Consider the following 24,838-nt stretch of genomic DNA (forward strand, 5'->3'; position numbering starts at 1 on the left):
GTTGAGGCGGTTAGATGGCGACGTTTGTTAAAATAATTTTGCAGCTAAGTTAACAAAATCCATTTTAAATGGTTGCCTGATACCGGTGATCCTCATTAAGTTTAACGGATGGAAAAAAATATCCTTTTCAATCAGCGCATTCGCTTGCGCCACTTACATACCTTTGTTGCGGTTGCGCAGCAAGGCACGCTGGGCCGGGCGGCCGAAACGCTTAGCCTGAGCCAGCCTGCACTGTCAAAAACCCTGAACGAGCTGGAAGAGCTGACCGGCGTCAGGCTGTTTGAGCGTGGCCGGCTCGGTGCGCAACTCACCACCATGGGTGAACAGTTTCTGACGCATGCGGTGCGGGTGCTTGATGCACTCAACCATGCCGGACAGAGTTTTAATGAGCAGCCTGCCGATCAGCCCGCCATTATCCGGCTGGGGGCGTTAACCACCGCCGCAATGGGCATGTTGCCGCAGATCCTGGACCGCTTTCATCAGCTGCAACCTAATACCACCATTCAGGTGGCGACCTTACATAACAATGTGCTGCTGGCGGGTTTACGGGCCGGTGAGTTCGACATTGGCGTTGGCCGGATGGCCGACAGTGAAATGATGACCGGGCTGACTTATGAACTGCTGTTTCTCGAATCACTCAAGCTGGTGGTCCGGCCGGAACACCCGCTATTAAGTGACAACGTCACCCTGTCGCGCGCGATGCAGTGGCCGGTGGTGATTTCACCTGAAGGCACCGCCCCGCGCCGTATTGCGCAGCAGATGCTCGACGAACAGGGCTGCTCGCTGCCGCCGCACTGTATCGAGACCTCTTCGACCTCACTGGCGCGACAGCTGGCGTTGCGTTACGACTACATCTGGTTTGTGCCTTCCGGCGCGATCAAGGAAGACCTGAACCACAATGCGGTCTGTGCCCTGCCGATTAACTCATCCGGTCCGGGCGAGCCGGTGGGTATTATTACCCGCACCGGCAGTCAGCTTAGCCTGAGCGCCGAAGTACTGATGTCAACGATGCGAAAATTTCACAGCTAGCGGCTGCGTTTTGCATGCCGCTCACGGTTATCCAGCCGCGCTTTATCGGTTTTACGCAGCCCGACGTATAGCGCCCCCGCGCCGCCATGCTGAGCCTGGGCGACGCAGAAGGTCTGAACATCGTCAAACTGGGTCAGCCAGCGCGCCAGATAGCTGCGTACAATATTGGCATGTGACTCGTCGTCACGGCCTTTGCCATGAATGATCAGCAGATTGCGCAGTCCCTGCTTGTGCGCCTGCACCATAAAATTGAACAGCGCCTGGCGACAGGTTTCCACCGGCTGCCGCAGCAGATTCAGGCTGGCATCCAGCCGGTACTCCCCTTTGCGTAGTTTATCCAGCACGCCCTGCTGAATGCCGTCGGCTTTGTATTCCAGCGGCGTGTTCAGCGGCACAATATCCAGATAACCCCGGGTCAGAAAATTCTCCTGTTCAGGATCGTGCGGCGGATGGCGCGGCGCTTTGGTTGAGGGCGATTTGAGCCATAAGGTGCTGGTGGTGTCTTTTAACGGAGTGACATCTCCCATGGCGTCTCGAAAAAGATCGTTATCATCAAGGTTCATGGTTTTCTCACACCTGATTAAAATTGATGGAGGGCAAAACAGGCTTAGGGTGAAAGCGTAGCAAAGGGTGACGGCCTTGCGCTAACCCTGTTTTTGGTGATTTTTTGTATCAGACAATTCAGGTTTTAGATCAAAAAGCGGAAACTTTTCGTGACAGCTGATGTTTTGGCATTCTGAGAACCGCGTCACAGCTATGTTTGCTGCCCGGTCTGACATCCGTACTTTTTGTGCGCCTAAAACTGCTCGGATGAGTTCCCTTCAGCACAAAAAATGTTAAAATTGACACCAGTCAATTATCGTCGAGCAAACCATTATGATCCCTGAAAAACGCAGCATTCGTCGTATTCAGTCGGGCGGTTGTGCCATTCACTGCCAGGATTGCAGCATCAGTCAGCTCTGCATCCCGTTTACGCTAAATGAACATGAGCTGGACCAGCTCGACAATATCATTGAGCGTAAAAAACCTATTCAGAAAGGGCAAACCCTTTTCAAAGCGGGTGACGAGCTTAAGTCACTTTATGCCATCCGTTCCGGTACCATTAAAAGCTATACCATCACCGAACAGGGTGATGAGCAGATTACCGGTTTCCATCTGGCCGGTGACCTGGTCGGCTTTGATGCGATCATGGGTGCCAGCCATCCGAGCTTTGCTCAGGCGCTGGAAACGGCCATGGTCTGTGAAATTCCGTTCGAAACGCTGGACGATCTGTCAGGCAAAATGCCGGCCCTGCGTCAGCAGATGATGCGTCTGATGAGCGGTGAGATCAAAGGCGATCAGGACATGATTTTACTGCTGTCGAAGAAAAATGCCGAAGAGCGCCTGGCCGCCTTTATCTGGAATCTGTCACGCCGCTTTGGCCAGCGTGGTTTCTCTCAGCGCGAATTCCGCCTCACCATGACCCGTGGCGATATCGGTAATTACCTCGGCTTAACGGTCGAAACCATCAGCCGTCTGCTGGGCCGTTTCCAGAAATCGGGCATGCTGGCGGTGAAAGGTAAATATATTACCATTGAGAACCACGCCTTACTGGAAGAGTTAGCGGGTCAGAGCCATCAGGCTGCCTGATCGCCAGCCGGATTAATAATTGTTATTTTATTGATCCGGCAGCAACTTTTTCACTTCTTCCGCTGTGCAACATAGGCTATCTTTAATCCAGTCGCTTTGGTTTAAGGAGAGTTCCTCATGTCCCAGTACCAAAATATTCTGGTCGCAATCGATGCCCAGCAAGACGACCAGCCTGCGCTGCGGCGTGCGGTCTATCTCAATCAATTCATCGGCGGCAAAATCAAAGCTTTTCTGCCTATCTATGATTTCTCCTATGAGATGACCACCCTGCTGTCACCTGATGAACGCGCCTCAATGCGTCAGGGGGTGATCAGCCAGCGCACTGAGTGGATCCGCGAACAGGCACACGCTTATCTGGATGCCGGTGTCGAAATCGAAATCAAGGTGATCTGGCACAACCGTCCGTATGAAGCCATCATTCAGGAAGTGTTAGCTCACCAGCATGATTTAGTACTGAAAATGGCACACCAGCACGACCGGCTTGAGTCGGTGATTTTCACCCCGACCGACTGGCATCTGCTGCGTAAATGCCCGTGCGCGGTGTGGATGGTGAAAGATCAGCCGTGGCCGGAAGGCGGTAAAGCGATTGTGGCGGTGAACCTCGCCAGTGAAGAGCCGCATCATGATGGCCTGAATCAGAAGCTGATCCGTGAAACGGTTAAGCTGGCCGAAACCGTCAATCATACTGAAGTCCATCTGGTGGGTGCCTACCCTATCACCCCGATCAATATTGCTATCGAGCTGCCCGATTTTGACCCCAGCGTCTACAACGACGCCATTCGCGGCCAGCATCTGGTGGCGATGAAGGCGCTGCGACAGAAGTTTTCCATTGGTGAAGAGTTCACCCATGTTGCTAAAGGTTTGCCTGAAGAGGTGATTCCTGACCTGGCGGTACACCTCGGCGCGGGCGTGGTGGTGCTGGGCACCATCGGACGTACGGGTTTGTCGGCCGCGTTTCTCGGCAATACGGCAGAACAGGTGATTGATCATCTGCGTTGCGATCTGCTGGCAATCAAACCTGATGATTTCAAATCGCCAATCGATCTGGATGATGAAGAGGATGAGGAGGATTAATCCTGCTCAGAAAAAAAAGGGCGGCTCATCAGCCGCCCTTTTTTATTACAACGCTTTCAGAATCGCTTCGACGCTGGCTTTGGCATCGCCAAACAGCATCTGGGTATTCTCTTTAAAGAACAGCGGATTCTGCACCCCGGCATAGCCGGTGTTCATTGAGCGTTTAAACACAATGACGTTGTGCGCTTTCCACACTTCCAGTACCGGCATGCCGGCAATCGGACTGCGCGGATCCTCCTGCGCTGCCGGGTTGACGGTATCGTTAGCGCCAATCACCAGCACCGTGTCGGTTTCGCTGAAGTCATCGTTGATCTCATCCATCTCCAGCACCACGTCATACGGCACTTTAGCTTCGGCCAGCAGTACGTTCATGTGGCCGGGCAAGCGACCGGCAACCGGATGAATGCCAAAACGTACCTTGATACCCAGCGCACGCAGCCTGGCGGTGATTTCCGCCACCGGATACTGTGCCTGGGCCACCGCCATACCGTAGCCGGGAGTGATGATCACCGACGAAGAGGCTTTCAGCATCTCTGCGGTCTCTTCTGCGCTGATTTCACGGTGTTCACCGGCCGCGTCACTGTCTTCACCGCTGCTGGTCTCACTGCCAAAACCGCCAGCGATCACGCTGATAAACGAACGGTTCATCGCCTTACACATAATGTAAGAGAGGATCGCACCGGAGGAGCCGACCAGCGCCCCGGTGACAATCAGCAGGTCGTTGCTCAGCATAAAGCCGGCTGCAGCGGCTGCCCAGCCGGAGTAAGAGTTGAGCATCGACACCACCACCGGCATGTCTGCCCCGCCGATCGACGCCACCAGATGCCAGCCAAACGCCAGCGCAATCAGGGTCATCAGCAGCAGTGCAAATACCTGCGCCGCGGTGCTGCTGGTGTTAACGAACCACAGCAACAGCAGGAACGACACCACCAGCGCCAGCAGGTTAAGCTTATGGCGATGCGGCAACGCCAGCGGCCGCGAGGAGATCTTGCCGCACAGCTTGCCAAACGCCACCAGCGAACCGGTAAAGGTCACCGCGCCAATGAAGATGCCGATAAACACTTCGCTCAGATGGATATTCTCCATCACCGCCGGCAGGCCAGGCGCATGATCGATATAGCTGTTGATGCCGACCAGCACCGCCGCCAGACCAACAAAGCTGTGCAGAATCGCCACCAGCTCCGGCATTTCGGTCATTTCGACCTTCTTCGCCAGACGCACGCCAATTGCCCCGCCGATCACCATCGCCACCAGGATCCACACCACGTTGCCGCTGTCGGGTCCAAAAATGGTGGCCACCAGCGCGATCGCCATGCCGCTGATACCAAAAATATTGCCCTGCTTAGAGGTCTCATGTCGCGAGAGACCGGCGAGGCTACAAATAAACAAAATGGCAGCGACAATATAGGCTGCAGTTACTAATCCGCCAGACATGAATTACCCCTTACGAAACATTTTTAGCATGCGCTGGGTGACGGTAAAGCCACCAAAGATATTGATGCTGGCAATCAGCACGGCAATAAAGGAGATAAACGTCACCCAGCCACCGTGCCCCATCTGCAACACCGCGCCGATGACGATGATGCCGGAAATGGCATTGGTGACCGACATCAGCGGCGTATGCAGTGCATGGCTGACGTTCCACACCACGTAGTAGCCGACCACGCAGGAGAGCGCGAAGACGGTAAAGTGCGACAGGAAATCCGCCGGCGCCACGTTGGCCAGGCAGGCAAACAGCACTATCGCCAGCGCGATCAGCAAATACTTACGCCATACCGCAACCGGTTTTTTCTCGACCGGCTGCACCGCTTTTGCCGCAGCCGGTGCGGCCTGCGGCGCAGCGGAGACCTGAATCGGCGGCGCAGGCCAGGTCACTTCGCCCTCACGGATCACCGTCACGCCGCGCACCACCACATCGTCGAAATCAAGGGTAATTTCGCCGTTTTTCTGTTTGCATAACAGCTTCATCAGGTTGACCAGATTGGTTCCATAGAGCTGCGATGACTGGGTCGGTAACCGGCTGGGCAAGTCGGTATAACCGATAATCTTCACCCCGTTCGGGGTAACGGTAACCTGATCGGCGACCGTCAGGGCGCAGTTGCCGCCATTTTGCGCCGCCAGATCGACAATCACGCTGCCCGGTTTCATGCTGGCAACCATCTCTTCGGTAATCAGCGTCGGAGCCGGTTTACCGGGGATCAGCGCGGTGGTGACGATGATGTCCACTTCCTGCGCCTGGCCGGCAAACAGTGCCATCTCGGCTTTGATGAAGGCTTCAGACATCACTTTGGCGTAGCCATCGCCGCTGCCCGCTTCCTCTTCAAAATCGAGTTCGAGGAATTCGGCGCCCATACTCTGCACCTGCTCTTTCACTTCCGGCCGGGTATCGAACGCCCGGACGATCGCGCCGAGGCTGCCCGCCGCGCCGATTGCCGCCAGTCCGGCTACGCCGGCACCAATCACCATCACTTTGGCCGGTGGAACTTTACCGGCTGCGGTAATCTGACCGGTAAAGAAGCGGCCAAACTGGTGAGCCGCTTCGACAATCGCCCGATAACCGGCAATGTTGGCCATCGAACTCAGGGCATCCAGTGATTGCGCCCGTGAGATACGCGGAACAGAATCCATCGCCATCACCGTCACCTGACGCGCCGCCAGTTTCTCCAGCAGCGCGGGGTTCTGCGCCGGCCAGATGAAACTGACCAGGGTGCTGCCGGCCCGCGTCAGCGCAATCTCTTCATCGAGCGGCGCATTCACTTTCAGCACGATATCGGATTGCCAGACCTGCCGGGCGTCACTCAGGGTGGCCCCTGCCGCAAGGTAGCTGTCGTCATCAAAACTGGCGTTGAGGCCCGCGTCATGCTCCAGTGTGACGCTAAACCCCAGCTTGATCAGTTGCCCAACGGTCTGTGGCGTGGCGGCCACACGTGACTCGCCAGGCAATCGTTCTTTGGGTATTCCAATTAACATAGTGTTTCCTTTCATCGGTTAAAGGATGATGGCAAGAAGTCTGCACGACGACAGCGCAACTGAAACAGTGTTTCAGCTGCTTATGAACGAAATGCACTTATTTCAAAGTGTTTATAACCTACTGAAAATGTGACGGGCGATCCAGTTCAGCCTGGCTGAGTAGAGACATTCACCCAATTATTCAGTGTTAAAGATAAAAACCCGTGTTATCCCACTACTAAAGCCGGTCATCAGCAGATAATCTGCTATGACTAATCGTGTCAGGGCGCAGATATGATTAATAAAAACCTTTATTTAACAATGCATTAACTGTTATGGTAATAAGTCTTACCGGCTTTAACGATAACCCGCCGCAAAAACGGGCTATAAACCCGCTTCATGACAATCAGATGAAGTAAGCCCGGTTGAATAACGCGAGTTGACGCAAAAAATCGCTGCGACAGTCTGTTTATAACATGCAATAATCAGCGGCTAATCTGTTATACATCAAGAGTCCAGCACGTTTTCGTACTCATTTTTGCGTAAGGCGAAGGATTATTTTTATGAAGCTGAAGAACACTATTCTGGCATCCACCTTGTTATCCCTGCTGGCAGCTAACGCATTCGCTGCGCAGGAGTTGACGCCAGAAAAAGCGGCCGCGTTGAAGCCATTCGAACGTATTAATATCACCGGCCGTTTCAACGCAATTGGCGACGCCGCCGATGCGGTGTCTAAGCGTGCTGATGAAATGGGTGCCGACTCTTACTACATCCAGGGCATTAACGACACCAATGGCAACAGCGGCAACTGGCGCGTCACCGCCGACCTTTATAAAGCCGATGCGCCTGAAGCGACCTCCTCCACCAGCTACCGTCGCTTCAACGGTATCAACGAGCTTCCTAAAGCGGAAGCCTATAAACTCGAACCTTTCGATACGGTATCGGTGAGCGGCTTCTTTGCCAGTCAGCCGGACGTTAACGATGCGATCGCCAAAGCGGCAAAAGAGAAAGGCGCAGCCTCATTCTTTATTGTTCGCCAGATTGATGCCAACAACGGCGGCAATCAGTACGTGACCGCCTACGTCTATAAGGCTGACGCGAAAGAGCGTAAGGTCCAGACACCAAACGCCATTCCGGCTGATTCAGAAGCCGGTAAAGCTGCTCTCGCCGCGGGCGGTGCAGCCGCAGCCAACGTTGAAATCCCGGGCGTGGCCTCTTCTGAGACCCCAAGTAAAAGTGTAGGCCGTTTCTATGAGACGCAAAGCTCAACCGGCAAACGCTATACGGTCAATCTGCCAAACGGCAAGTCCGTACAGGAAGTCAACGCGATTACTGCCGCCCAGATGCAGCCGTTCGACACTGTGACCTTCACCGGACACTTCGGTACTCCGACCGAAATCTCTGAAGAAGTGGCCAAGCGTGCTGCGGATAAAGGTGCTAAGTACTACCACGTAACCCGTCAGTGGCAGAACCAGAGCGGCGGTAACCTGACCGTGACCGCAGACATCTTTAAGTAATCCCCTCAGGGCGGCGCCCGCCGCCCTGCTATTTGCATAATTCCTGTGCTGTTTTGCATATTCACGCATTGCCATCTCCCGCCGCACTCCGTAAAATCTTGCGCCTGTTTCACCGGACATTCTCATCGTTATTTGCCTCACGGCTACCATATACCTGTGATGAAATCCGGTTTACCCAGCCATATATGCTAGCGGGAAGGTTGTTTTGGAGAAAAAATTAGGTCTCGGTGCCCTGACAGCGCTGGTGCTGAGCTCAATGCTCGGCGCAGGCGTGTTTAGCCTGCCGCAAAATATGGCCGCCGTAGCCGGTCCGGCCGCTTTGCTGATTGGCTGGCTGATTACCGGCGTAGGGATTATCTTTCTGTCGCTGGCGATGCTGCTGCTGACCCGTCTCAAACCCGATCTGGACGGCGGCATCTTTACCTACGCGCGCGCCGGCTTCGGCGAGCTGATGGGCTTCTGTTCGGCTTGGGGCTACTGGCTGTGCGCGGTGATCGCCAATGTCTCCTATCTGGTGATCGTCTTCTCCGCGCTGAGCTTTTTCACTGACAGCCCGGGCCATGTTGTGTTTGGCGACGGCAATACCTGGCAGGCGATGCTCGGTGCATCGGTGCTGCTGTGGCTGGTGCACTGGCTGGTGCTGCGTGGGGTGCAAACCGCCGCCAGCATCAACCTGATGGCGACGCTGGGCAAACTGGTGCCGCTTCTGCTGTTTATCGTGCTGGCGGTGCTGGCGTTTAACTACGATCGGTTCCGCTTCGATTTCTCCGGCGTCACGCTGGGACAACCGCTATGGGAACAGATTAAGCAGACCATGCTGATCACCCTGTGGGTGTTTATCGGGGTGGAAGGCGCAGTGGTGGTATCAGCGCGCGCCCGTCAGAAAAAGGATGTCGGTCGCGCCACGCTGCTGGCGGTGCTGGCGGCACTGCTGGTCTATCTGCTGGTGACGCTACTGTCGCTGGGTGTGGTGCCGCGTGCTGAGCTGGCAGAGATGCGCAATCCCTCCATGGCCGGACTCATGACTCGCCTGATGGGGCACTGGGGCGATGCAGTAATCGCCGTTGGCCTGATCATTTCGGTGTGTGGCGCCTATCTCAGCTGGACCATTATGGCGGCTGAGGTGCCGCTGATCGCCGCACAGCTCGGTGCCTTCCCGCGCAGCATTGCCCGGCAAAACGTGCACAATGCGCCAGCCGCCTCACTGTGGCTGACCAACGGCAGCATTCAGCTCTGTCTGATCCTGATTGCGCTTACCGGGGCCAACTACAACAACCTGCTGACTATCGCCTCAGAGATGATTCTGGTGCCCTATCTGCTGGTCGGGCTTTATCTGATCAAAGTGGTTCGCGGTCAGCGCAAACCGCTGGCGATGGCGGTGGGCATCGGTGCCAGCCTGTACGGTATCTGGCTGCTCTACGCGTCAGGTCCGTTACACCTGATGACCTCAGTAGTGCTGTATGCACCGGGGCTGCTGCTGTTTATGTTTGCCCGCCGCGGCGGCCGCGCGGATATTGCGCTGACCTCACTGGAGCGGATTGCGATGGGGGTGCTGATTGCGGCGACGCTGCCTGCGGTATGGCAGCTGACGACTTAATGTGACTGCAGCGGGATGGAGACGCACAGCAGGTCATCCTGCTGTGTCAGATTCAGCGGCTTACGGTATTCCTGATGAATGGCGTCCAGCTGCTCGGGCGAGAGCGGATATGGCAGCTGGATATCAAAGCGGCCGATCTGTTGCTGTTCAGCAAGCGTGATCAGGCGGGCGATGTTGATTTCGTCGCTGACCTGAGTAGAAATGATTTGTAATGCTAATTCTTTAAGCGGGTCGCCGCTGGCTTGTAAGCGGTGCGCAGATTTGCGTGTCACCATGCCAAAAATCGGCATCACACCATAGATCGCATCAACGAAGCTCCAGCGTTTTTTACAGGAAGCGGAAAGAAAAGCACTGTAATTGAAGCAGATGCGGTCACTGTATATGGCTGATGCCAGCTCTTTATCAGACACACTCACGCTCCTCATAGTAATCATTACGGTTCCGAACCTGGCGCAAAAAGGCCGCGGTTATGATGGCACATTTTGCCGGTTATATACCAGTGAGATAGGGATATTTCGTGCGATAGCGTAGAGCTCAGGACCAGGAAAAGATATGCTTTCGTTCATCCTTATTCTGCGCAGTGAACTATGAACAAAATCGTTTATGTGGAAGACGAACCGGAAGTGGGCGAACTGATTGCCGCTTATCTGGGACGTCATGATATTGAAGTGATTGTTGAGACCCGCGGCGATCGTGCCGAAGCGGTAATTGCTGAACAACAGCCGGACCTGGTAATGCTGGATATCATGTTGCCGGGCAAAGATGGCATGACGATTTGCCGTGACCTGCGGGCCAACTGGCAGGGTCCGATTGTGCTGCTGACCTCACTCGACAGCGACATGAACCATATTCTGGCGCTGGAGATGGGCGCGCAGGATTACATCCTGAAAACCACGCCGCCGGCGGTGCTGCTGGCGCGTCTGCGCCTGCATCTGCGCCAGTCGCAGCAGGGACAGCCGGAAGATGCTGCGCCCGCAGCGGCGGCCAACCGGATGCTGCGTTTCGGCTCGCTGACCATCGATGCGCTCAACCGTCAGGTCACGCTGTTTGACGAGCAGATCGCCCTCTCCACCGCCGATTTCGATCTGCTGTGGGAGCTGGCCAGCCACGCCGGACAGATCCTTAACCGCGATGCGCTGCTCAAAACGCTGCGCGGCGTCAGCTATGACGGCCTCGACCGCAGCATTGACGTGGCGATTTCCCGCCTGCGCAAAAAACTGCACGACAGCGCCACCGAGCCGTTCCGTATCAAAACGATTCGTAACAAAGGCTATCTGTTTGCGCCACAGGCCTGGGACACCCGCGTGATATGAGAAAGCTTTTTATACAGTTCTACCTGCTGCTGTTTGTCTGCTTTCTGGTGATGACGCTGCTGGTCGGCCTGGTCTACAAGTTCACCGCTGAACGGGCCGGCCGCCAGTCGATGAACGACCTGATGGCCAGTTCACTCTATCTGATTCGCAGTGAACTGCGCGAAATCCCACCGCGCGACTGGAATAAAACCATCAAGAGCCTCGATCTCGGGCTGTCGTTTGATCTGCACATTGAGCCAATGAGCAAGTATCAGCTCGATGACGGCAATATGCGCCGGTTACGCGCCGGTGAAATCGTGGCGCTCGACGATCAGTACACCTTTTTGCAGCATATTCCGCGCAGCCATTATGTGCTGTCGGTCGGACCGATCCCCTACCTGTTCTACCTGCATCAGATGCGGCTGCTGGATATTGCGCTGCTGGTGTTTATCGGCATGTCGCTGGCGCTGCCGGTGTTTATCTGGATGCGTCCGCACTGGAAAGAGATGCAGCGGCTGGAAAAAGCGGCGCAGCGCTTTGGCCGGGGCGAACTCGACGTGCGTACTCATTTTGACAGCACCTCCAGCCTGTTCCGGCTCGGCATCGCCTTTAATCAGATGGCGGAAAATATCAACACGCTGGTCGCCAGTAAGAAGCAGTTAATTGATGGCATCGCCCATGAGTTACGTACGCCGCTGGTCCGCCTGCGATACCGGCTGGAGATGAGCGATAACCTGACCGATAGCGAGCGACTGGCGCTTAACCGCGATATCGGCCAGCTGGAAAGCCTGATTGAAGAGCTGCTGACCTATGCCCGGCTCGATCGACCGCGTGTTGACCTTAATCTGCGCTCGCTCGATCTGGCCAACTGGCTGCGTGAGCGGCTCGACGACTTTCGCGCCATCAATCCGCAGGTTCAGCTCGATCTTGACCTGCCACAGCGGGAAAACACCGGCGTTTCGGATACCCGGCTGATGGAACGGGTGTTGGATAATCTGGTGAATAACGCGCTGCGCTACGCCAATCAGCGGCTGCGTATCAGCCTGTGGTTCGATGGCCCGGTTGGATGCCTGCAGGTTGAAGATGACGGTCCGGGTATTCCGGCCGAAGAGCGGCAACGGGTGTTTGAACCCTTTGTCCGGCTCGATCCCAGTCGCGATCGGGCAACCGGTGGATGCGGACTGGGGCTGGCGATTGTTCACTCTATTGCCCAGGCGCTCAGCGGCCAGGTGACGATTGAGGCCAGCCCGCTCGGCGGGGCCAGCGTTCGCTTTTGCTGGCCGGTTGATCTACCCTTGCGGGAAATTCCGCTACGTTAACTATTACAAGGAGTCTTGCGTGACCTCAGCGTATCAACAACTTAGCGCGACTTTCCAGCGCCTGTCGCGTTTTAATCACGTTACCGCCATCGCCGGCTGCGATATGCAAACCACCATGCCACCCGGTGGCAGCCGCGCTCGCGGTGAGGCGCTGGCTGAGATGAGCGTGTTGCAGCACCAGATTCTGACCGCACCGCAGATCGGCGAACTGCTGCAACAGGCAGAACAGCAGGACCTGAATGATGTCGAGCGCGCCAACCTCAATGAAATGAAGCGTGCTTATCAGCAGGCCAGCCTGCTGCCTGACGCCTTCGTTGAGGCCAAATCACTGGCCGGTTCGGTGTGTGAACACGCCTGGCGCAGCCAGCGTCCGGCCAATGACTGGCAGGGCTTTGCCGCCAACCTGAAAGAGGTGGTGCGCCTGAGTCGTGAAGAAGCGCAACTGCGCGCTGATGCGACCGGCAGCTCCCGCTACGATGCGTTGCTGGACCTGTATGAGCCTGGCATGACCCGCGCCCGACTGGATAAAACCTTTGGCGACCTGAAAAGCTGGCTGCCGCAGCTGTTGCAGCAGGTGGTCGAAAAGCAGGCGCAGCAGCCGGTTGCGCCGCCGCAGGGGCCTTTTGCCCTGCCCGCACAGCGCCAGCTTGGCCTCAGCATTATGGAAACGCTGGGTTTCGACTTTAACCACGGCCGGCTGGATGTCAGTGCGCATCCGTTCTGCGGCGGCGTGCCGGAAGATGTGCGGATCACCACCCGCTACAATGAGCAGGAGTTTCTCAGCGCCCTGATGGGGGTGATCCACGAAACCGGCCATGCGCGCTATGAGCAAAATCTGCCGCAACAGTGGCGGGGACAGCCGGTGGCGCTGGCCCGATCAACGGCGATTCACGAGTCGCAGAGCCTGTTTATGGAGATGCAGCTGGGACGCAGCCGCGAATTCCTGCAGCGTATTCTGCCGCAAATCATCGCCCGCTTCGGCGACCAGCCCGCGCTGCAGGCGGATAATTTCGTCCGGCTGGCGCAGCAGGTTAAACCGGGACTGATTCGGGTCGACGCAGATGAACTGAGCTACCCGGCGCATGTGATCCTGCGTTATGAGATTGAACAGGCGCTGATCGAAGGCGAGATTGAGGTTGATGATATTCCGGCGCTGTGGGATGAGAAGATGCAGCAGTCGCTGGGTCTCGATACGCGTGGCAACTACCGTGACGGCTGTATGCAGGATATTCACTGGACCGACGGTGCCTTCGGCTACTTCCCGACCTACACGCTGGGTGCCATGTACGCGGCTCAGCTGTTCCAGGCGGTGAAGAAGGCGATTCCGCAGCTCAGCGAGCTGATCCAGCACGGCGAGCTGCAACCGGTGTTTGACTGGCTGCAACAAAATATCTGGCAGCATGGCAGCCGCTTCTCTACCGACCAGCTGCTGATCAATGCCACCGGCGAATCGCTGAATCCGGCCTTTTTCCGTCAGCATCTTGAACAACGCTATCTGAATAACTAAACTGCGCGGCGGTCATCTGACCGCCCTTTTCCCGCGTTGTACAATCGGTTACACGCCGATACCAAACACCCACGGACACCCTGCAGCGATTTCCCTATAGTTTCTTCACCGGCCCCGCAGTGGGCTACACATGAAAAAAATGTCCGAGGAATTTGCAATGAAAAAATTATTTGCACTGGTTGTCGCCGCTGCTATGGGTATCTCTTCTGTTGCCTTCGCTGCTGAAACCACGGCTGCTCCTGCCGCTGCGCCAGCTGCGACTTCAACTACCGCAGCAGCACCAGCGAAAACTGCACACAAAACTGAACACAAGAAACACAAAAAAGTGATGAAGAAAGACGCAGCCCAGAAAGCGCAGGCGGCTAAAAAAGTTCACCACAAGAAAGCAGTGAAACCGGCTGCGCAGAAAGCGCAGGCGGCTAAGAAAGTGCACCACAAGAAAGCAGCCAAGCCAGCGGCACAGAAAGCCCAGGCTGCTAAAAAAGTGCACCACAAAAAAGTAACTAAGCCAGCGGCACAGAAAGCCCAGGCCGCTAAAAAAGTTCACCACAAGAAAGTAACCAAGCCAGCGGCACAGAAAGCCCAGGCTGCTAAAAAAGTTCACCACAAAAAAGTCGTTAAACCAGCGGCTAAGAACTAAGGTCGCCGAAGCGCGCCCGACCACGCGTTAATGAATAAAAACACCCGGTTATGCCGGGTGTTTCTTTACTGGAGTGGATGAAATGGTGCGTCGCTATCGCTTCGAAATTATTCTGCTGATTATGATCCTGTGTGGCATTGTGGCAGCCAGCTTTTTTATTTAACGGTTGTAGCGTACTGATTAACCAATAAAACTCCCTTTTTTAGCGCTCACAGACTATAGTTATCGCAGTTGCTTGATAACAATAACGTCAATTTTTCTCGTCATTGAGAGTTCTATGCGCCTGGCTATCTTGTTAATGGTTGGACTTTTCAGCTTTACCTCCTTTGCTCACGCCGATGATGATGACGACACGCCAACGCCTGACGAAATCAAAATGCTGTTTTTCGGCAAAGACCAACGCAAAGCGATCACCGATATTACCGCGGCCCCCTGGGATGCCATTGGCCAGCTGGAAACCGAAAGCGGTAATCTCTGCACCGCCACGCTGATCTCACCGCATCTGGCCCTGACGGCCGGACACTGCTTACTTGCGCCACCGGGTAATTTTGATAAGCCGGTTGCGCTGCGCTTTATGGCCAGTGATAAAGGCTGGCGTTATGAAATCCACGACATTGATGCCCGCGTCGAACCGTCGCTGGCCTCAAAGCTGAAAGCGGACGGTGAAGGCTGGATCGTGCCGAGCAACGCCGCGCCGTTTGATTATGGCATCGTAATTTTGCGTAATCCCCCTTCTGCCATTACGCCGATTCCGCTGTTTGATGGCTCACGCAGTGAGTTAACGGCGGCGCTGAAACAGACCGGTCGTAAAGTGACCCAGGCGGGTTATCCGGCCGATCATCTTGATACGCTGTATTCTCACAGTGACTGTCTGATTACCGGCTGGGCGCAACGCGCCGTGCTGTCGCATCAGTGTGATACGCTGCCCGGCGACAGTGGTTCGCCGCTGCTGCTGAACAGTGATAAAGGCTGGCAGTTGATTGCGGTGCAAAGCTCAGCGCCCGCCGCGAAAGATCGTTATCTGGCCGACAACCGGGCGATTGCCGTTACCTCGTTCAGAGACGAGCTGGAAGCGTTAGCACAGTAATCGGCCAGGTGCTGCAAACAGAAGCCGGGGCGCGTCATCACTGACGCGCCCCGATTTTTTATCAGCCCGCAATCTGCTCCATGGTTTGCAGAATGCGCTTATCAGAGATGGGATAAGGCGTGCCGAGCTGCTGAGCAAAGTAGCTGATCCGCAGCTCTTCGATCATCCAGCGAATCGCCTGCACTTCTTCATCGTCCTGACGCTGCGGCGGCAATTTATTGCGCCACGCCTGATACGCCTGCTCCACCGCCTGCACTTTCAGCATCCGCGCCCGATCGCTGTGCGGATCGGCGGGCAGTTTTTCCAGCCGCCGTTCGATGCCATGCAGATAGCGCAGACTGTCGCCGAGCCGCTGCCAGCCGTTGCCGGTGACAAAACCGCGATAGACCAGGCCACTGAGCTGCGCTTTGATATCGGATAACGCCAGCGCCATCGTCATGTCGACCCGTCCTTTCAGGCGCTTATTGATGTTGAACACTGCCGTCAGGATCTGCTCGACCTGCTTAGCAATGGTCACCACGGTCTCGTTCAGTTCAGCGCGCACCTTGTCCCGCAGCGCCTCAAACCCGGCCTGATCCCAGGCCGGTCCGCCCGCTTCGGCAATCAGCTTATCAATACCACAGGCGATACAGTCATCGATCAACTCCAGCACTTTGCCATACGGGTTGAAGTAGAGCCCGAGTTTGGCTTTGTTCGGCAGTTTTTCGTGCAGGTACTTCACTGGCGACGGCACGTTGAGCAGCAGCAGACGGCGCTGTCCGCGCCACATCATCTTCTGCTGCTCCTGCTCGCTGTCGAACAGCCGAATCGCGACGCTCTCTTTCTCATCAACCAGCGCCGGCCAGGCTTTCACCTGATAGCTGCCGCGCTTCTGCTCGTAGCTGCGCGGCAGGTCGCCGAAGCTCCAGATATGCAAGCCACTCTGTTCCAGCCCGTCGTCCGCCACTTTTGACAGGGTTTCCTGCACTTTGCCTTTCAGCTGCGCCTTGAGGGCGGTCAGATCTTTGCCTTCCAGCAGTTTGCGGTTGTGTTCATCCACCACCCGGAAGGTCATTTTCAGATGATCGGGCACCTGATCCCACTGCCAGTTTTCCCGCTCCAGCGTGACGCCGGTCATGCGGCGAAACTCCCGTGACAGCGCATCCAGCAGCGGCATCTCCATTGCCGTGACCCGACCCAGAAACGCTTCGGCGTAGTTCGGTGCCGGCACCAGATTGCGCCGCAGCGGCTTAGGCAGCGACTTAATCAGCGCAATAATCAGTTCGCGCCGCACGCCCGGAATCTGCCACTCAAAGCCACTCTCTTCCACCTGGTTAAGCAGCGGCAGCGGGATATGCACCGTCACGCCGTCGGCATCAGCACCCGGTTCAAACTGGTAGCTGAGCTTCAGCTTGAGGTTGCCCTGATGCCAGAAGTTGGGATAGTCGAGCTGGCTGACCTTGTCCGCACCCTCCTTGATCAGCATCTGCTTATCAAAGTTAAGCAATTCCGGGTTGTCGCGGCTGGCCTGTTTCCACCAGCTATCAAAGTGCTTCGCCGACACCACCTCTTTACCGATACGCTGATCGTAAAAGGCGAACAGGGTTTCGTCATCGACCAGAATGTCGCGACGACGCGATTTATGCTCCAGATCTTCGACTTCGCTGCGCAGCTTCTGATTGGTGCGGAAGAAGGCGTGACGCGTCTGCCAGTCGCCCTCTACCAGCGCATGACGGATAAACAGCTCACGGCTCAGGGTCGGATCAATGCCGCCATAATTAACTTTGCGCGCCGCCACAATCGGCAGGCCATATAGCGTTACTTTCTCGGTGGCCATCACCGCGCCCTGCGATTTCTCCCAGTGCGGTTCGCTGTAGCTGCGCTTGATCAGGTGCTGGGCCAGCGGCTCAATCCACTCCGGTTCGATGCGCCCGGCGGTGCGGCCCCACAGCCGGCTGGTCTCCACCAGTTCCGCTACCATGGTCCACTTCGGCGGCTTCTTAAACAGCCCGGAGCCGGGGAAGATGGCGAAGCGGGTATTGCGCGCGCCGGTAAACTCCTGCTTATCCGCATCTTTCTGGCCGATATGCGACAGCAGGCCGCTTAACAGCGCGCAGTGAACTTCGCGCATGCCTGCCGGCTCACTGTTGACCGGAATGCCCAGCTCGCGCACCACCTGCCGCAGCTGGGTGTAGATATCCTGCCATTCACGCACCCGCAGATAGTTGAGGAAATCGCTTTTGCACTGGCGGCGGAACAGGTTACCCGACAGCGCTTTCTGCTGCTCCGCCAGGTAATTCCACAGGTTAACGAAGGCGAGGAAGTCGGAATCTTTATCAGCAAATCGCCGATGTTTTTCGTCAGACGCCTGCTTTTTCTCGGCCGGACGCTCGCGCGGGTCCTGAATTGATAAGCCGGCGGTGATGATCATCACTTCACGCACGCAGCCGAATTTCTGCGCTTCCAGCACCATTCGCGCCAGTCTTGGATCGACCGGCAACTGCGCCAGCTGACGGCCGGAACCGGTCAGCCGATAATGGCCGTCCTCTTCGTTCAGGGTCAGCGCGCCCAGCTCTTCCAGCAGGCGTACCCCATCCTGAATGTTGCGCTTATCCGGCGCTTCAACAAACGGGAACGCGGCGATATCGCCCAGCCCCAGCGCGGTCATCTGCAGAATCACCGACGCCAGGTTGGTGCGCAGGATTTCAGGATCGGTAAACGCCGGACGACTGAGGAAGTCATCTTCGGAATAGAGCCGGATACAGATCCCTTCTGACACACGTCCACAGCGCCCTTTACGCTGATTGGCCGACGCCTGTGAAATCGGCTCAATCGGCAGCCGCTGCACTTTGGTGCGGAAGCTGTAGCGGCTGATGCGCGCGGTTCCGGGATCGATAACATATTTGATGCCGGGCACCGTTAGCGAGGTTTCCGCCACGTTGGTGGCCAGCACAATCCGCCGGCCGCTGTGTGACTGGAATACCCGGTTCTGCTCGGCATTTGACAGCCGGGCGTAGAGCGGCAGAATCTCGGTATGCGGCAGATCGCGTTTGATCAGCGCGTCTGCGGTATCACGGATTTCACGTTCACCGCTCATGAATATCAGGATGTCGCCGCGGCTCTCATGACTCAGTTCATCCACCGCGTCAAAGATCGCCTGCAGCTGATCGCGATCGCCGTCATCCGCCTCTTCCACTACCGGCCGGTAACGCACTTCCACCGGATAGGTGCGACCCGAGACCTCAATCACCGGCGCATTATTAAAATGCCGCGAAAACCGCTGCGGATCGATGGTGGCTGAGGTAATGATCACTTTCAGATCGGGCCGACGCGGCAGCAGTTCACGCAGGTAGCCCAGCAGGAAGTCGATGTTCAGGCTGCGCTCATGCGCCTCATCGATAATGATGGTGTCATACTGCATCAGCAGGCGGTCCTGTTGAATTTCCGCCAGCAAAATCCCGTCGGTCATCAATTTGATCTGGGTCAGATCGCTGACCTGATCGTTGAATCGCACTTTGTAACCGACGCAGCCGCCGAGCGAGGTATCCAGTTCGTCGGCGATGCGGTTCGCCACGGTGCGCGCCGCCAGGCGACGCGGCTGGGTATGGCCAATCAGCCCGGTCACGCCACGCCCCAGCGCCAGACAGATCTTCGGCAGCTGGGTGGTTTTACCGGAGCCGGTTTCGCCCGCCACAATCACCACCTGATGATCGCGAATCGCCGCAGCAATATCCTGCTGTTTCTGGCTGACCGGCAGATTTTCCGGGAAGGTGATGGCCGGCGTGGCGGCGCGACGCTGGGCCACCTTCTGCTCGGCGGCGCTAAAATCCTGCTCCAGTTCGCTGGCGATGCCCTGCTGAGCGGCCGGGTTTTTCACTTTCCTGGCACCCTGTAAGCGACGTTGCAGGCGCTGGCGGTCGCGCAGCATTAACCCGTCAAGTCGTGACCAGAGCGAAGCCAGTGGGGAGGTATCGGGAGATGACATAATAATGACGTACCTTACTCAGACGCTGTCGCTGCCGGTAGCAGCGCGCTGCAAGCCGGGTTAACCGGCTGATTCAATAAAATAATTGTGCGCATCATAGCACATTTCGACCTGTGCCGGAGGGCGGCGCACGTTACGCTTATTCAATAAATTCGAACATTGACCTCGAAATATTGCGCTATCACCGCGCCATTGATAACCGTAGAGTGTAAACCATTGAGCGGAAAGCCTTCCGCGTTACAGACAGGAAATCACCATGAGCAAAGTTTTAGTTCTGAAATCAAGCATCCTCGCAGGCTATTCACAATCCAGCCAACTGGCTGACTTCTATGTTGAACAGGCAAAATCTCAGGGCAAAGAAGTGACGGTACGCGATCTGGCGGCTAACCCGATTCCGGTACTGGATGGTGAGCTGGTCGGTGCGCTGCGTCCGTCTGATGCGCCACTGTCGCCACGTCAGCAGGAAGCGCTGGCGCTGTCGGATGAACTGATTGCAGAACTGCAGGCACATGATGAAATCGTGATTGCTGCGCCAATGTATAACTTCAACATCCCGACTCAGCTGAAGAACTACTTCGATCTGGTCGCCCGTGCTGGCGTGACGTTCCGCTACACCGAAGCAGGTCCGGAAGGTCTGGTGAAAGGCAAACGTGCGGTGGTGATCTCCAGCCGCGGCGGCATTCACAAAGACACCGCGTCCGATCTGCTGACGCCATACGTGAAGCTGTTCCTGGGCTTTATCGGTATCACCGATGTTGAGTTCGTGTTCGCTGAAGGTATCGCTTACGGTCCGGAAGTGGCTAACAAAGCGACCGCTGAAGCTAAAGACGCTATCCAGCAGATCGTCACTGCATAATCTTTTGATGCCGTTGTACTTGCCGGGCCTTGTGCCCGGCTTTTTTTCGCCTGCCGTTACTCTTTTTTCAGCCACTGACCGTTGATGCCGCGCACATACTCCCCCGCTGCGGCCCGGTTGACCAGCTTCTGTCCGGCGATGCTGGCGACCTCATCGGTGGTTAAATGGTTCTGCTCTGCCACCCGCTGATACTGCTGCTGTCGTCCCGCGTTAATGCGTTCTGTCAGCGCCCGGGTTTCGCTGTCCTGCGCCCGGGCGGCCAGATAGCCCGATAGGGTCTCGCCCACCCGGCCCGACTGGCGGGCCTCGTCCAGCGTCAGCGCCCAGGCAGGCTGGGCCATCACCAGGGCGAGTAACAGGGCTACGCTGATGCGTTTCATACTCGCTCTCCTCAGAACAGATCGCTCTGGTTTTTCAATAACGCTTCCACGTCTTTATCCACTTTGATGTGAATCTCATGCTCGATTTTCACGTTCATATTGATGGTGATCGGATCTTTAGGTGCCGTCACTTCAATGCGCGGCACACAGCCGATCAGCGGCAGCCCGGCTGCCAGAACCAGTAATGCCCTGAGGCTCATGGTGAGGTGTCCTTGTTCGATGGCAGAGTGGCATGTTGCTCCACCCAGGATTGCAAATTATCGCCAAAGCGCAGGCTGCGCCACAGCTGAAACAAATTTTCCTGATGATGATAGTTGAGGTTGACGGTCTGCCGACGGTTGCTGAAGCGGCTAACGCCCTGCACCTGCGCCTCCATGGTGAGATCGCCGAGATTATTCAGGTTGATAATGGCCCACGAGCGGGAGATCTCCATGTAGCGCAGCCAGTCCAGCGCCGCGCCGGTCGCCACGTTATTGCGGGTGATCGCATCCGCCATATCTTTATCGAGCCGGAAGGTCAGCGGCCCACTGTTGGCGATCCACCCTTTCTCAATCAGCCAGCGCGGATTATTCAGCCACAGCGGCAGCTCGCCGTTTACCCGGCCGGACATGGCAAACTGTTTCGGTTTGATCGCCGTCACCAGCTCGCTCAGGCTGATATTACGCAGTGACACCCGCGCCGGCTGATGCTGCGGCATCTGTAAGGATGGTAAGCTGATCTGTCCGCCCAGCAGATCGAGGCTGACATCCTGCAGGGTCAGCGGTGCCTGTTCGCTCCACGGCCAGGCCCCTTGCAGATCGGCACGGATGTTCTGCATCGCAAACTGATTTTTGACCTCGGCGATGCGCAGCGAAACCGGACCGTGCTGTCCAAACTGCCACTGCTGATCTTTCAGCCGGAACGGCAGCGAGAAATCAACGCCGTTAATCTGGCTGTCCGGAGTCCAGAGACTGCCCGCTTTGACCGTCCAGTGCCCGCCGGCCTGGAATCCCTGATCGCGCGCCGCTGAAAATGCCACCTGCGCCTGCAGCTCGCCGCTGCGGATCTGCATTTTCAGATCCGGACTGAGAAGCGGCTGGAATACGGTTAGTGATTGAGTTGGCCACCAGGCTTCGCCCCGCAGCCGTTCACCATCCCAGCGACCGTGGACCCGCAGCGGCCCCACCTCACCGGCGTTAAGCGCGCCACGCCAGATGAAATTCCCCGGGTCGCGGCCGGTGGCGTCGAAGTCGAGCGTCGCGTCCGCCAGCCTGCCGCCATAGCTGAAACGGGTTGGCCCCGCCTGCAGCCTGAAGCCGCCATTAAACGCCGGATGCGCCTCAGCGCGCTGCCAGTTGACCGGCGCGGTCAACGTCAGACGCGGCTTTTCCACCTGAACGCTACCGTAAGCGAGGTGGTTGAAGCCGGTGGAGAGCGTATCGAGATGAATCAGCGTGTCCCGCCAGCCGCCGGTGCCTTTAACATCCCAGCGCGCCTGCAGCGGCCGCATCTCACCTCCGCCCCAGTAGCGCCAGTTCCATTCGCCTTTATCCGGCCAGAAATCCGTGGCGCGCCCGTCCAGGTGCAGCCGGAAACGGCCAAAACTGGCGTCGTGCGCATTGAGGATCGCCTGCAGCCGGCCATCAATCCCCTGGGTGGAGATCCGGACGCCGGCCAGCGGCCAGCGCGCCTCATCCACCTCCAGCGTCGAGAGCAGACGGCCGCGCAGTCGCAGCAGCGATTTAGGTTGCAGCAGAAGTTGTGGGTCGAGCAATGAGCCGCTAAGGAGGCCCGGAATCGAGCCGTAAAGCTGCAGGTCAGAGAGCTTGCTTTCGCCCGTTAGCTGAAACGGCAGGTGGCTGTCGGTCAAACTCAGATGACCCGGACCGATACCCAGCACCACGTTGCCTTTGCCGCCGCGTCCCTGGGTCAGCAGGTTAACCCGGCCGCTAATCTGGCTGGCGTCGAGGCCCGCCTGCCAGTTGTCCAGCGTCAGATTAATGAAACCTGACAGCGGCTGGCCAGCCAGCGGCCAGAAGTACTGACCCTGCCGGATGTGAATCTGATCGTGGCTCGCCTGCCACGGCAGTCGCAGCAACGGCTGTGCGGTATCCGGCATCGCCACGCTCAGCACGCCCTGCTGCTGCTGCCAGTTAAGAGTCAGTTGCAGCGGATGCGGCAGCGCGGACAGCGCCAGTTGCCCGGCCACCTCACCGTTGACCGGCAGCCCGTTAGCGAAGGTCGGAAGTTCGAGGTGACCGCTCAGCGTGACCGGCTCAGGTAACGCGGCATGATTAAGCGTCAGGCGACTGATGGCAAGCTGCTGGCCGGTCAGCGTTGCCGCCAGCTGCAGATTCTCCCCCTGATAACCGAGTTGCTGACGCTGTTTTTCCAGCGTCAGATCCAGCGCGCCGGCGTAAGTCTGCCACGGCGTGACGACCAGCTTCGCCAGATGAATGTCGGCCCCCGGCAGCATCGCCTGCCACTCAGCCAGCGTTTTGGGCGCTGGCGACGGGCCGTCACCGGCAGGCAATTTTTGCAGGCATTCGCTGTTCAGCGTCAGCCGGGCGGCATTCAGCTTCCAGCGCGAATCATGCCAGCCGAGCGAGGCCGACTGGATCTCCGCCAGCGGACAATCCTGGGCCAGATAGCGAATGCCGGGGAACCACAGGCCGCCATCCCGCCAGCGCGGCGAACCGGCGAGCGCAATGCGGGTTTCTGCCGGCAGCCAGATACCGACTAACCGTGGCAGCCATTGGGTGATCGTCAGCAGCACGCCCAGCAGCAGCAGAATCAGCGCCAGAAGGGCCGCCAGCCGTCGCCGGAAAATCCGTGGCATCACAGCCATAATCCTTTTCCTTACAGTATCCTGACAACGATGATGGCATGGAACGCCCGGAAGGTGAAGGTCCGGCCAGCGCGTAAATCAGCGGTTAGAGCAAAGTCAGTCAGAAAACGTTATTCTTGATCCACACCCGTATGCAGGAGTACAACGATGAAGATCGCGGTTTACAGCACCAAACATTACGATCAGAAATACCTCGAACAGGTTAATCAGCAGTTCGGTTTTGAGCTGGTCTTTTTTGACTTTTTGCTGACCGAGAGCACGGCGAAAAACGCCGTCGGCTGTGATGCCGTCTGTATCTTTGTCAATGATGATGGCAGCCGCCCGGTACTGGAAGAGCTGGCGTCGCTGGGCGTGAAGTACATCGCCCTGCGCTGTGCCGGATTTAACAATGTCGATCTGGACGCCGCGAAGGAGCTGGGTCTGCCGGTTGTCAGAGTGCCCGCCTATTCGCCGGAAGCGGTGGCAGAACATACGGTCGGTCTGATGCTCACCCTGAACCGCCGCATCCATCGCGCCTATCAACGCACCCGTGACGCCAACTTCTCACTCGACGGCCTGACCGGATTTAATATGCACGGTAAAACCGCTGGCGTCATTGGCACCGGCAAAATTGGTATCGCGACAATGCGGATCCTCAAGGGATTAGGCATGCGCCTGCTGGCGTTTGATCCCTATCCCAGCGATGCGGCGCTGGCGTTGGGGGCTGAATATGTCGACCTGAAAACGCTGTTTGCAGAATCGCACGTGATTACCCTGCACTGCCCACTGACGCCGGAAAACCATCATCTGCTTAACGCCGATGCGTTCAGCCAGATGCGTGATGGCGTGATGATCATCAACACCAGCCGCGGTAGCCTGATTGATTCACAGGCGGCGATTGACGCGCTGAAGCAGCAGAAGATTGGGTCGCTCGGCATGGACGTGTATGAGAATGAACGCGATCTGTTCTTTGAAGATAAGTCGAATGATGTGATTCAGGACGATGTGTTCCGCCGGCTTTCTGCCTGCCACAACGTGCTGTTTACCGGTCATCAGGCGTTCTTAACCGCCGAAGCGCTGACCGCCATCTCTGAAACGACTCTGAATAATCTCAGCCAGCTCGATCGCGGCGAAAATTGCCCGAATCGTATCTCTGCCTGAACATGCGGGCCGGAACTCTCCGGCCTGTCAC

21 protein-coding genes are annotated in these 24,838 nt (G+C 57.0%); 13 read left to right on the plus strand and 8 right to left on the minus strand.

Annotation, left to right across the window (positions count from 1 at the left end; genetic code table 11):
- The first annotated feature begins 108 nt into the window (after window positions 1-108).
- Window positions 109-1,029, plus strand: coding sequence for a LysR substrate-binding domain-containing protein (locus AC6I8I_RS09755; protein WP_312054545.1), 921 nt, complete (start codon window positions 109-111; stop codon window positions 1,027-1,029).
- On the opposite strand, the gene smrA is transcribed toward AC6I8I_RS09755, so the two are convergent.
- Window positions 1,026-1,592, minus strand: a complete 567-nt coding sequence (smrA, locus tag AC6I8I_RS09760) for a DNA endonuclease SmrA (RefSeq protein WP_312054543.1) — start codon at window positions 1,590-1,592, stop codon at window positions 1,026-1,028. The genes AC6I8I_RS09755 and smrA overlap by 4 nt on opposite strands.
- 313 nt (window positions 1,593-1,905) lie before the next feature.
- Between smrA and fnr the strand changes: the two genes are divergently transcribed.
- Together fnr and uspE are read left to right on the plus strand one after the other, a co-directional pair.
- Window positions 1,906-2,658 (plus strand): fumarate/nitrate reduction transcriptional regulator Fnr, encoded by a 753-nt coding sequence (gene fnr / locus AC6I8I_RS09765; protein ID WP_009090088.1) that lies wholly within the window; start codon window positions 1,906-1,908, stop codon window positions 2,656-2,658.
- 117 nt (window positions 2,659-2,775) lie between these two features.
- The gene (uspE, locus tag AC6I8I_RS09770) at window positions 2,776-3,732 is read left to right on the plus strand and encodes a universal stress protein UspE (RefSeq protein WP_312054542.1); all 957 of its coding nucleotides are present in this window, start codon (window positions 2,776-2,778) and stop codon (window positions 3,730-3,732) included.
- A gap of 45 nt (window positions 3,733-3,777) precedes the next feature.
- Here the strand turns inward: uspE and pntB are convergent, their stop codons facing one another.
- Both pntB and pntA read right to left on the minus strand, forming a co-directional pair.
- Complete coding sequence (pntB, locus tag AC6I8I_RS09775) at window positions 3,778-5,166, minus strand: Re/Si-specific NAD(P)(+) transhydrogenase subunit beta (protein ID WP_497828623.1); 1,389 nt, start codon at window positions 5,164-5,166, stop codon at window positions 3,778-3,780.
- Window positions 5,167-5,169: 3 nt separating this feature from the next.
- Complete coding sequence (gene pntA / locus AC6I8I_RS09780) at window positions 5,170-6,702, minus strand: Re/Si-specific NAD(P)(+) transhydrogenase subunit alpha (protein WP_497828624.1); 1,533 nt, start codon at window positions 6,700-6,702, stop codon at window positions 5,170-5,172.
- A gap of 542 nt (window positions 6,703-7,244) precedes the next feature.
- Between pntA and ydgH the strand changes: the two genes are divergently transcribed.
- A complete protein-coding gene (gene ydgH, locus AC6I8I_RS09785) occupies window positions 7,245-8,198 on the plus strand; it encodes a DUF1471 family protein YdgH (RefSeq protein WP_312054538.1) in 954 nt (317 codons plus the stop codon).
- A 205-nt stretch (window positions 8,199-8,403) separates the two neighbouring features.
- A complete protein-coding gene (locus AC6I8I_RS09790; protein WP_497828625.1) occupies window positions 8,404-9,795 on the plus strand; it encodes a basic amino acid/polyamine antiporter in 1,392 nt (463 codons plus the stop codon).
- Here AC6I8I_RS09790 and AC6I8I_RS09795 read toward each other — a convergent pair.
- Window positions 9,792-10,205, minus strand: coding sequence for a hypothetical protein (locus AC6I8I_RS09795; protein ID WP_312757051.1), 414 nt, complete (start codon window positions 10,203-10,205; stop codon window positions 9,792-9,794). The two genes, AC6I8I_RS09790 and AC6I8I_RS09795, sit on opposite strands and share 4 nt — an antisense overlap.
- 177 nt (window positions 10,206-10,382) lie before the next feature.
- Between AC6I8I_RS09795 and rstA the strand changes: the two genes are divergently transcribed.
- The 6 genes from rstA to AC6I8I_RS09825 all read left to right on the plus strand — a co-directional run bounded on the left by rstA (window position 10,383) and on the right by AC6I8I_RS09825 (window position 15,640).
- The gene (rstA, locus tag AC6I8I_RS09800; RefSeq protein ID WP_312054535.1) at window positions 10,383-11,108 is read left to right on the plus strand and encodes a two-component system response regulator RstA; all 726 of its coding nucleotides are present in this window, start codon (window positions 10,383-10,385) and stop codon (window positions 11,106-11,108) included.
- Complete coding sequence (gene rstB / locus AC6I8I_RS09805) at window positions 11,105-12,406, plus strand: two-component system sensor histidine kinase RstB (protein ID WP_312054534.1); 1,302 nt, start codon at window positions 11,105-11,107, stop codon at window positions 12,404-12,406. The genes rstA and rstB overlap by 4 nt, the downstream gene beginning before the upstream one ends.
- Window positions 12,407-12,425: 19 nt before the next feature.
- A complete protein-coding gene (locus AC6I8I_RS09810) occupies window positions 12,426-13,913 on the plus strand; it encodes a carboxypeptidase M32 (RefSeq protein ID WP_312054532.1) in 1,488 nt (495 codons plus the stop codon).
- Between the two features lie 157 nt (window positions 13,914-14,070).
- On the plus strand, window positions 14,071-14,553 hold the full coding sequence (gene asr, locus AC6I8I_RS09815) for an acid resistance repetitive basic protein Asr (RefSeq protein ID WP_312054530.1): 483 nt from the start codon (window positions 14,071-14,073) through the stop codon (window positions 14,551-14,553).
- A gap of 82 nt (window positions 14,554-14,635) precedes the next feature.
- Window positions 14,636-14,716 (plus strand): small membrane protein YdgU, encoded by an 81-nt coding sequence (ydgU, locus tag AC6I8I_RS09820; RefSeq protein ID WP_456152378.1) that lies wholly within the window; start codon window positions 14,636-14,638, stop codon window positions 14,714-14,716.
- A gap of 114 nt (window positions 14,717-14,830) precedes the next feature.
- Window positions 14,831-15,640 (plus strand): trypsin-like serine peptidase, encoded by an 810-nt coding sequence (locus AC6I8I_RS09825; RefSeq protein ID WP_312054528.1) that lies wholly within the window; start codon window positions 14,831-14,833, stop codon window positions 15,638-15,640.
- A 61-nt stretch (window positions 15,641-15,701) separates the two neighbouring features.
- On the opposite strand, the gene hrpA is transcribed toward AC6I8I_RS09825, so the two are convergent.
- Entirely contained in the window at window positions 15,702-19,604 is a 3,903-nt protein-coding gene (hrpA, locus tag AC6I8I_RS09830) for an ATP-dependent RNA helicase HrpA (protein ID WP_312054527.1), read from the minus strand.
- Window positions 19,605-19,860: 256 nt separating this feature from the next.
- Here hrpA and azoR point away from each other — a divergent pair, with 256 nt between their 5' ends.
- Complete coding sequence (gene azoR / locus AC6I8I_RS09835) at window positions 19,861-20,460, plus strand: FMN-dependent NADH-azoreductase (protein WP_312054526.1); 600 nt, start codon at window positions 19,861-19,863, stop codon at window positions 20,458-20,460.
- A 56-nt stretch (window positions 20,461-20,516) separates the two neighbouring features.
- On the opposite strand, the gene AC6I8I_RS09840 is transcribed toward azoR, so the two are convergent.
- The 3 genes from AC6I8I_RS09840 to AC6I8I_RS09850 are packed head-to-tail and all read right to left on the minus strand — an operon-like array spanning window position 20,517 to window position 23,667.
- Entirely contained in the window at window positions 20,517-20,840 is a 324-nt protein-coding gene (locus tag AC6I8I_RS09840; RefSeq protein WP_312054524.1) for a YdbL family probable chaperone protein, read from the minus strand.
- 11 nt (window positions 20,841-20,851) lie between these two features.
- Window positions 20,852-21,040 (minus strand): YnbE family lipoprotein, encoded by a 189-nt coding sequence (locus AC6I8I_RS09845; protein ID WP_031376780.1) that lies wholly within the window; start codon window positions 21,038-21,040, stop codon window positions 20,852-20,854.
- Window positions 21,037-23,667, minus strand: a complete 2,631-nt coding sequence (locus AC6I8I_RS09850; RefSeq protein WP_312054522.1) for a YdbH family protein — start codon at window positions 23,665-23,667, stop codon at window positions 21,037-21,039. Before AC6I8I_RS09850 ends, AC6I8I_RS09845 begins: the two co-directional genes overlap by 4 nt.
- 147 nt (window positions 23,668-23,814) lie before the next feature.
- Here AC6I8I_RS09850 and AC6I8I_RS09855 point away from each other — a divergent pair, with 147 nt between their 5' ends.
- Complete coding sequence (locus AC6I8I_RS09855) at window positions 23,815-24,807, plus strand: 2-hydroxyacid dehydrogenase (RefSeq protein ID WP_312054520.1); 993 nt, start codon at window positions 23,815-23,817, stop codon at window positions 24,805-24,807.
- The last annotated feature ends 31 nt before the right edge of the window (window positions 24,808-24,838 follow it).

The sequence above is a fragment of the Pantoea sp. X-Soil-YNGN-775 genome, from assembly GCF_059730575.1.

What these genes read in the sequence shown, in the direction of transcription:
- AC6I8I_RS09755 (WP_312054545.1), top strand. Translation starts at nt 109, where the DNA reads ATGGAAAAAAATATCCTTTTCAATCAGCGCATTCGCTTGCGCCACTTA.
- smrA (WP_312054543.1), bottom strand. Translation starts at nt 1,592, where the DNA reads ATGAACCTTGATGATAACGATCTTTTTCGAGACGCCATGGGAGATGTC.
- fnr (WP_009090088.1), top strand. Translation starts at nt 1,906, where the DNA reads ATGATCCCTGAAAAACGCAGCATTCGTCGTATTCAGTCGGGCGGTTGT.
- uspE (WP_312054542.1), top strand. Translation starts at nt 2,776, where the DNA reads ATGTCCCAGTACCAAAATATTCTGGTCGCAATCGATGCCCAGCAAGAC.
- pntB (WP_497828623.1), bottom strand. Translation starts at nt 5,166, where the DNA reads ATGTCTGGCGGATTAGTAACTGCAGCCTATATTGTCGCTGCCATTTTG.
- pntA (WP_497828624.1), bottom strand. Translation starts at nt 6,702, where the DNA reads ATGTTAATTGGAATACCCAAAGAACGATTGCCTGGCGAGTCACGTGTG.
- ydgH (WP_312054538.1), top strand. Translation starts at nt 7,245, where the DNA reads ATGAAGCTGAAGAACACTATTCTGGCATCCACCTTGTTATCCCTGCTG.
- rstA (WP_312054535.1), top strand. Translation starts at nt 10,383, where the DNA reads ATGAACAAAATCGTTTATGTGGAAGACGAACCGGAAGTGGGCGAACTG.
- rstB (WP_312054534.1), top strand. Translation starts at nt 11,105, where the DNA reads ATGAGAAAGCTTTTTATACAGTTCTACCTGCTGCTGTTTGTCTGCTTT.
- asr (WP_312054530.1), top strand. Translation starts at nt 14,071, where the DNA reads ATGAAAAAATTATTTGCACTGGTTGTCGCCGCTGCTATGGGTATCTCT.
- ydgU (WP_456152378.1), top strand. Translation starts at nt 14,636, where the DNA reads ATGGTGCGTCGCTATCGCTTCGAAATTATTCTGCTGATTATGATCCTG.
- AC6I8I_RS09825 (WP_312054528.1), top strand. Translation starts at nt 14,831, where the DNA reads ATGCGCCTGGCTATCTTGTTAATGGTTGGACTTTTCAGCTTTACCTCC.
- hrpA (WP_312054527.1), bottom strand. Translation starts at nt 19,604, where the DNA reads ATGTCATCTCCCGATACCTCCCCACTGGCTTCGCTCTGGTCACGACTT.
- azoR (WP_312054526.1), top strand. Translation starts at nt 19,861, where the DNA reads ATGAGCAAAGTTTTAGTTCTGAAATCAAGCATCCTCGCAGGCTATTCA.
- AC6I8I_RS09840 (WP_312054524.1), bottom strand. Translation starts at nt 20,840, where the DNA reads ATGAAACGCATCAGCGTAGCCCTGTTACTCGCCCTGGTGATGGCCCAG.
- AC6I8I_RS09845 (WP_031376780.1), bottom strand. Translation starts at nt 21,040, where the DNA reads ATGAGCCTCAGGGCATTACTGGTTCTGGCAGCCGGGCTGCCGCTGATC.
- AC6I8I_RS09850 (WP_312054522.1), bottom strand. Translation starts at nt 23,667, where the DNA reads ATGGCTGTGATGCCACGGATTTTCCGGCGACGGCTGGCGGCCCTTCTG.
- AC6I8I_RS09855 (WP_312054520.1), top strand. Translation starts at nt 23,815, where the DNA reads ATGAAGATCGCGGTTTACAGCACCAAACATTACGATCAGAAATACCTC.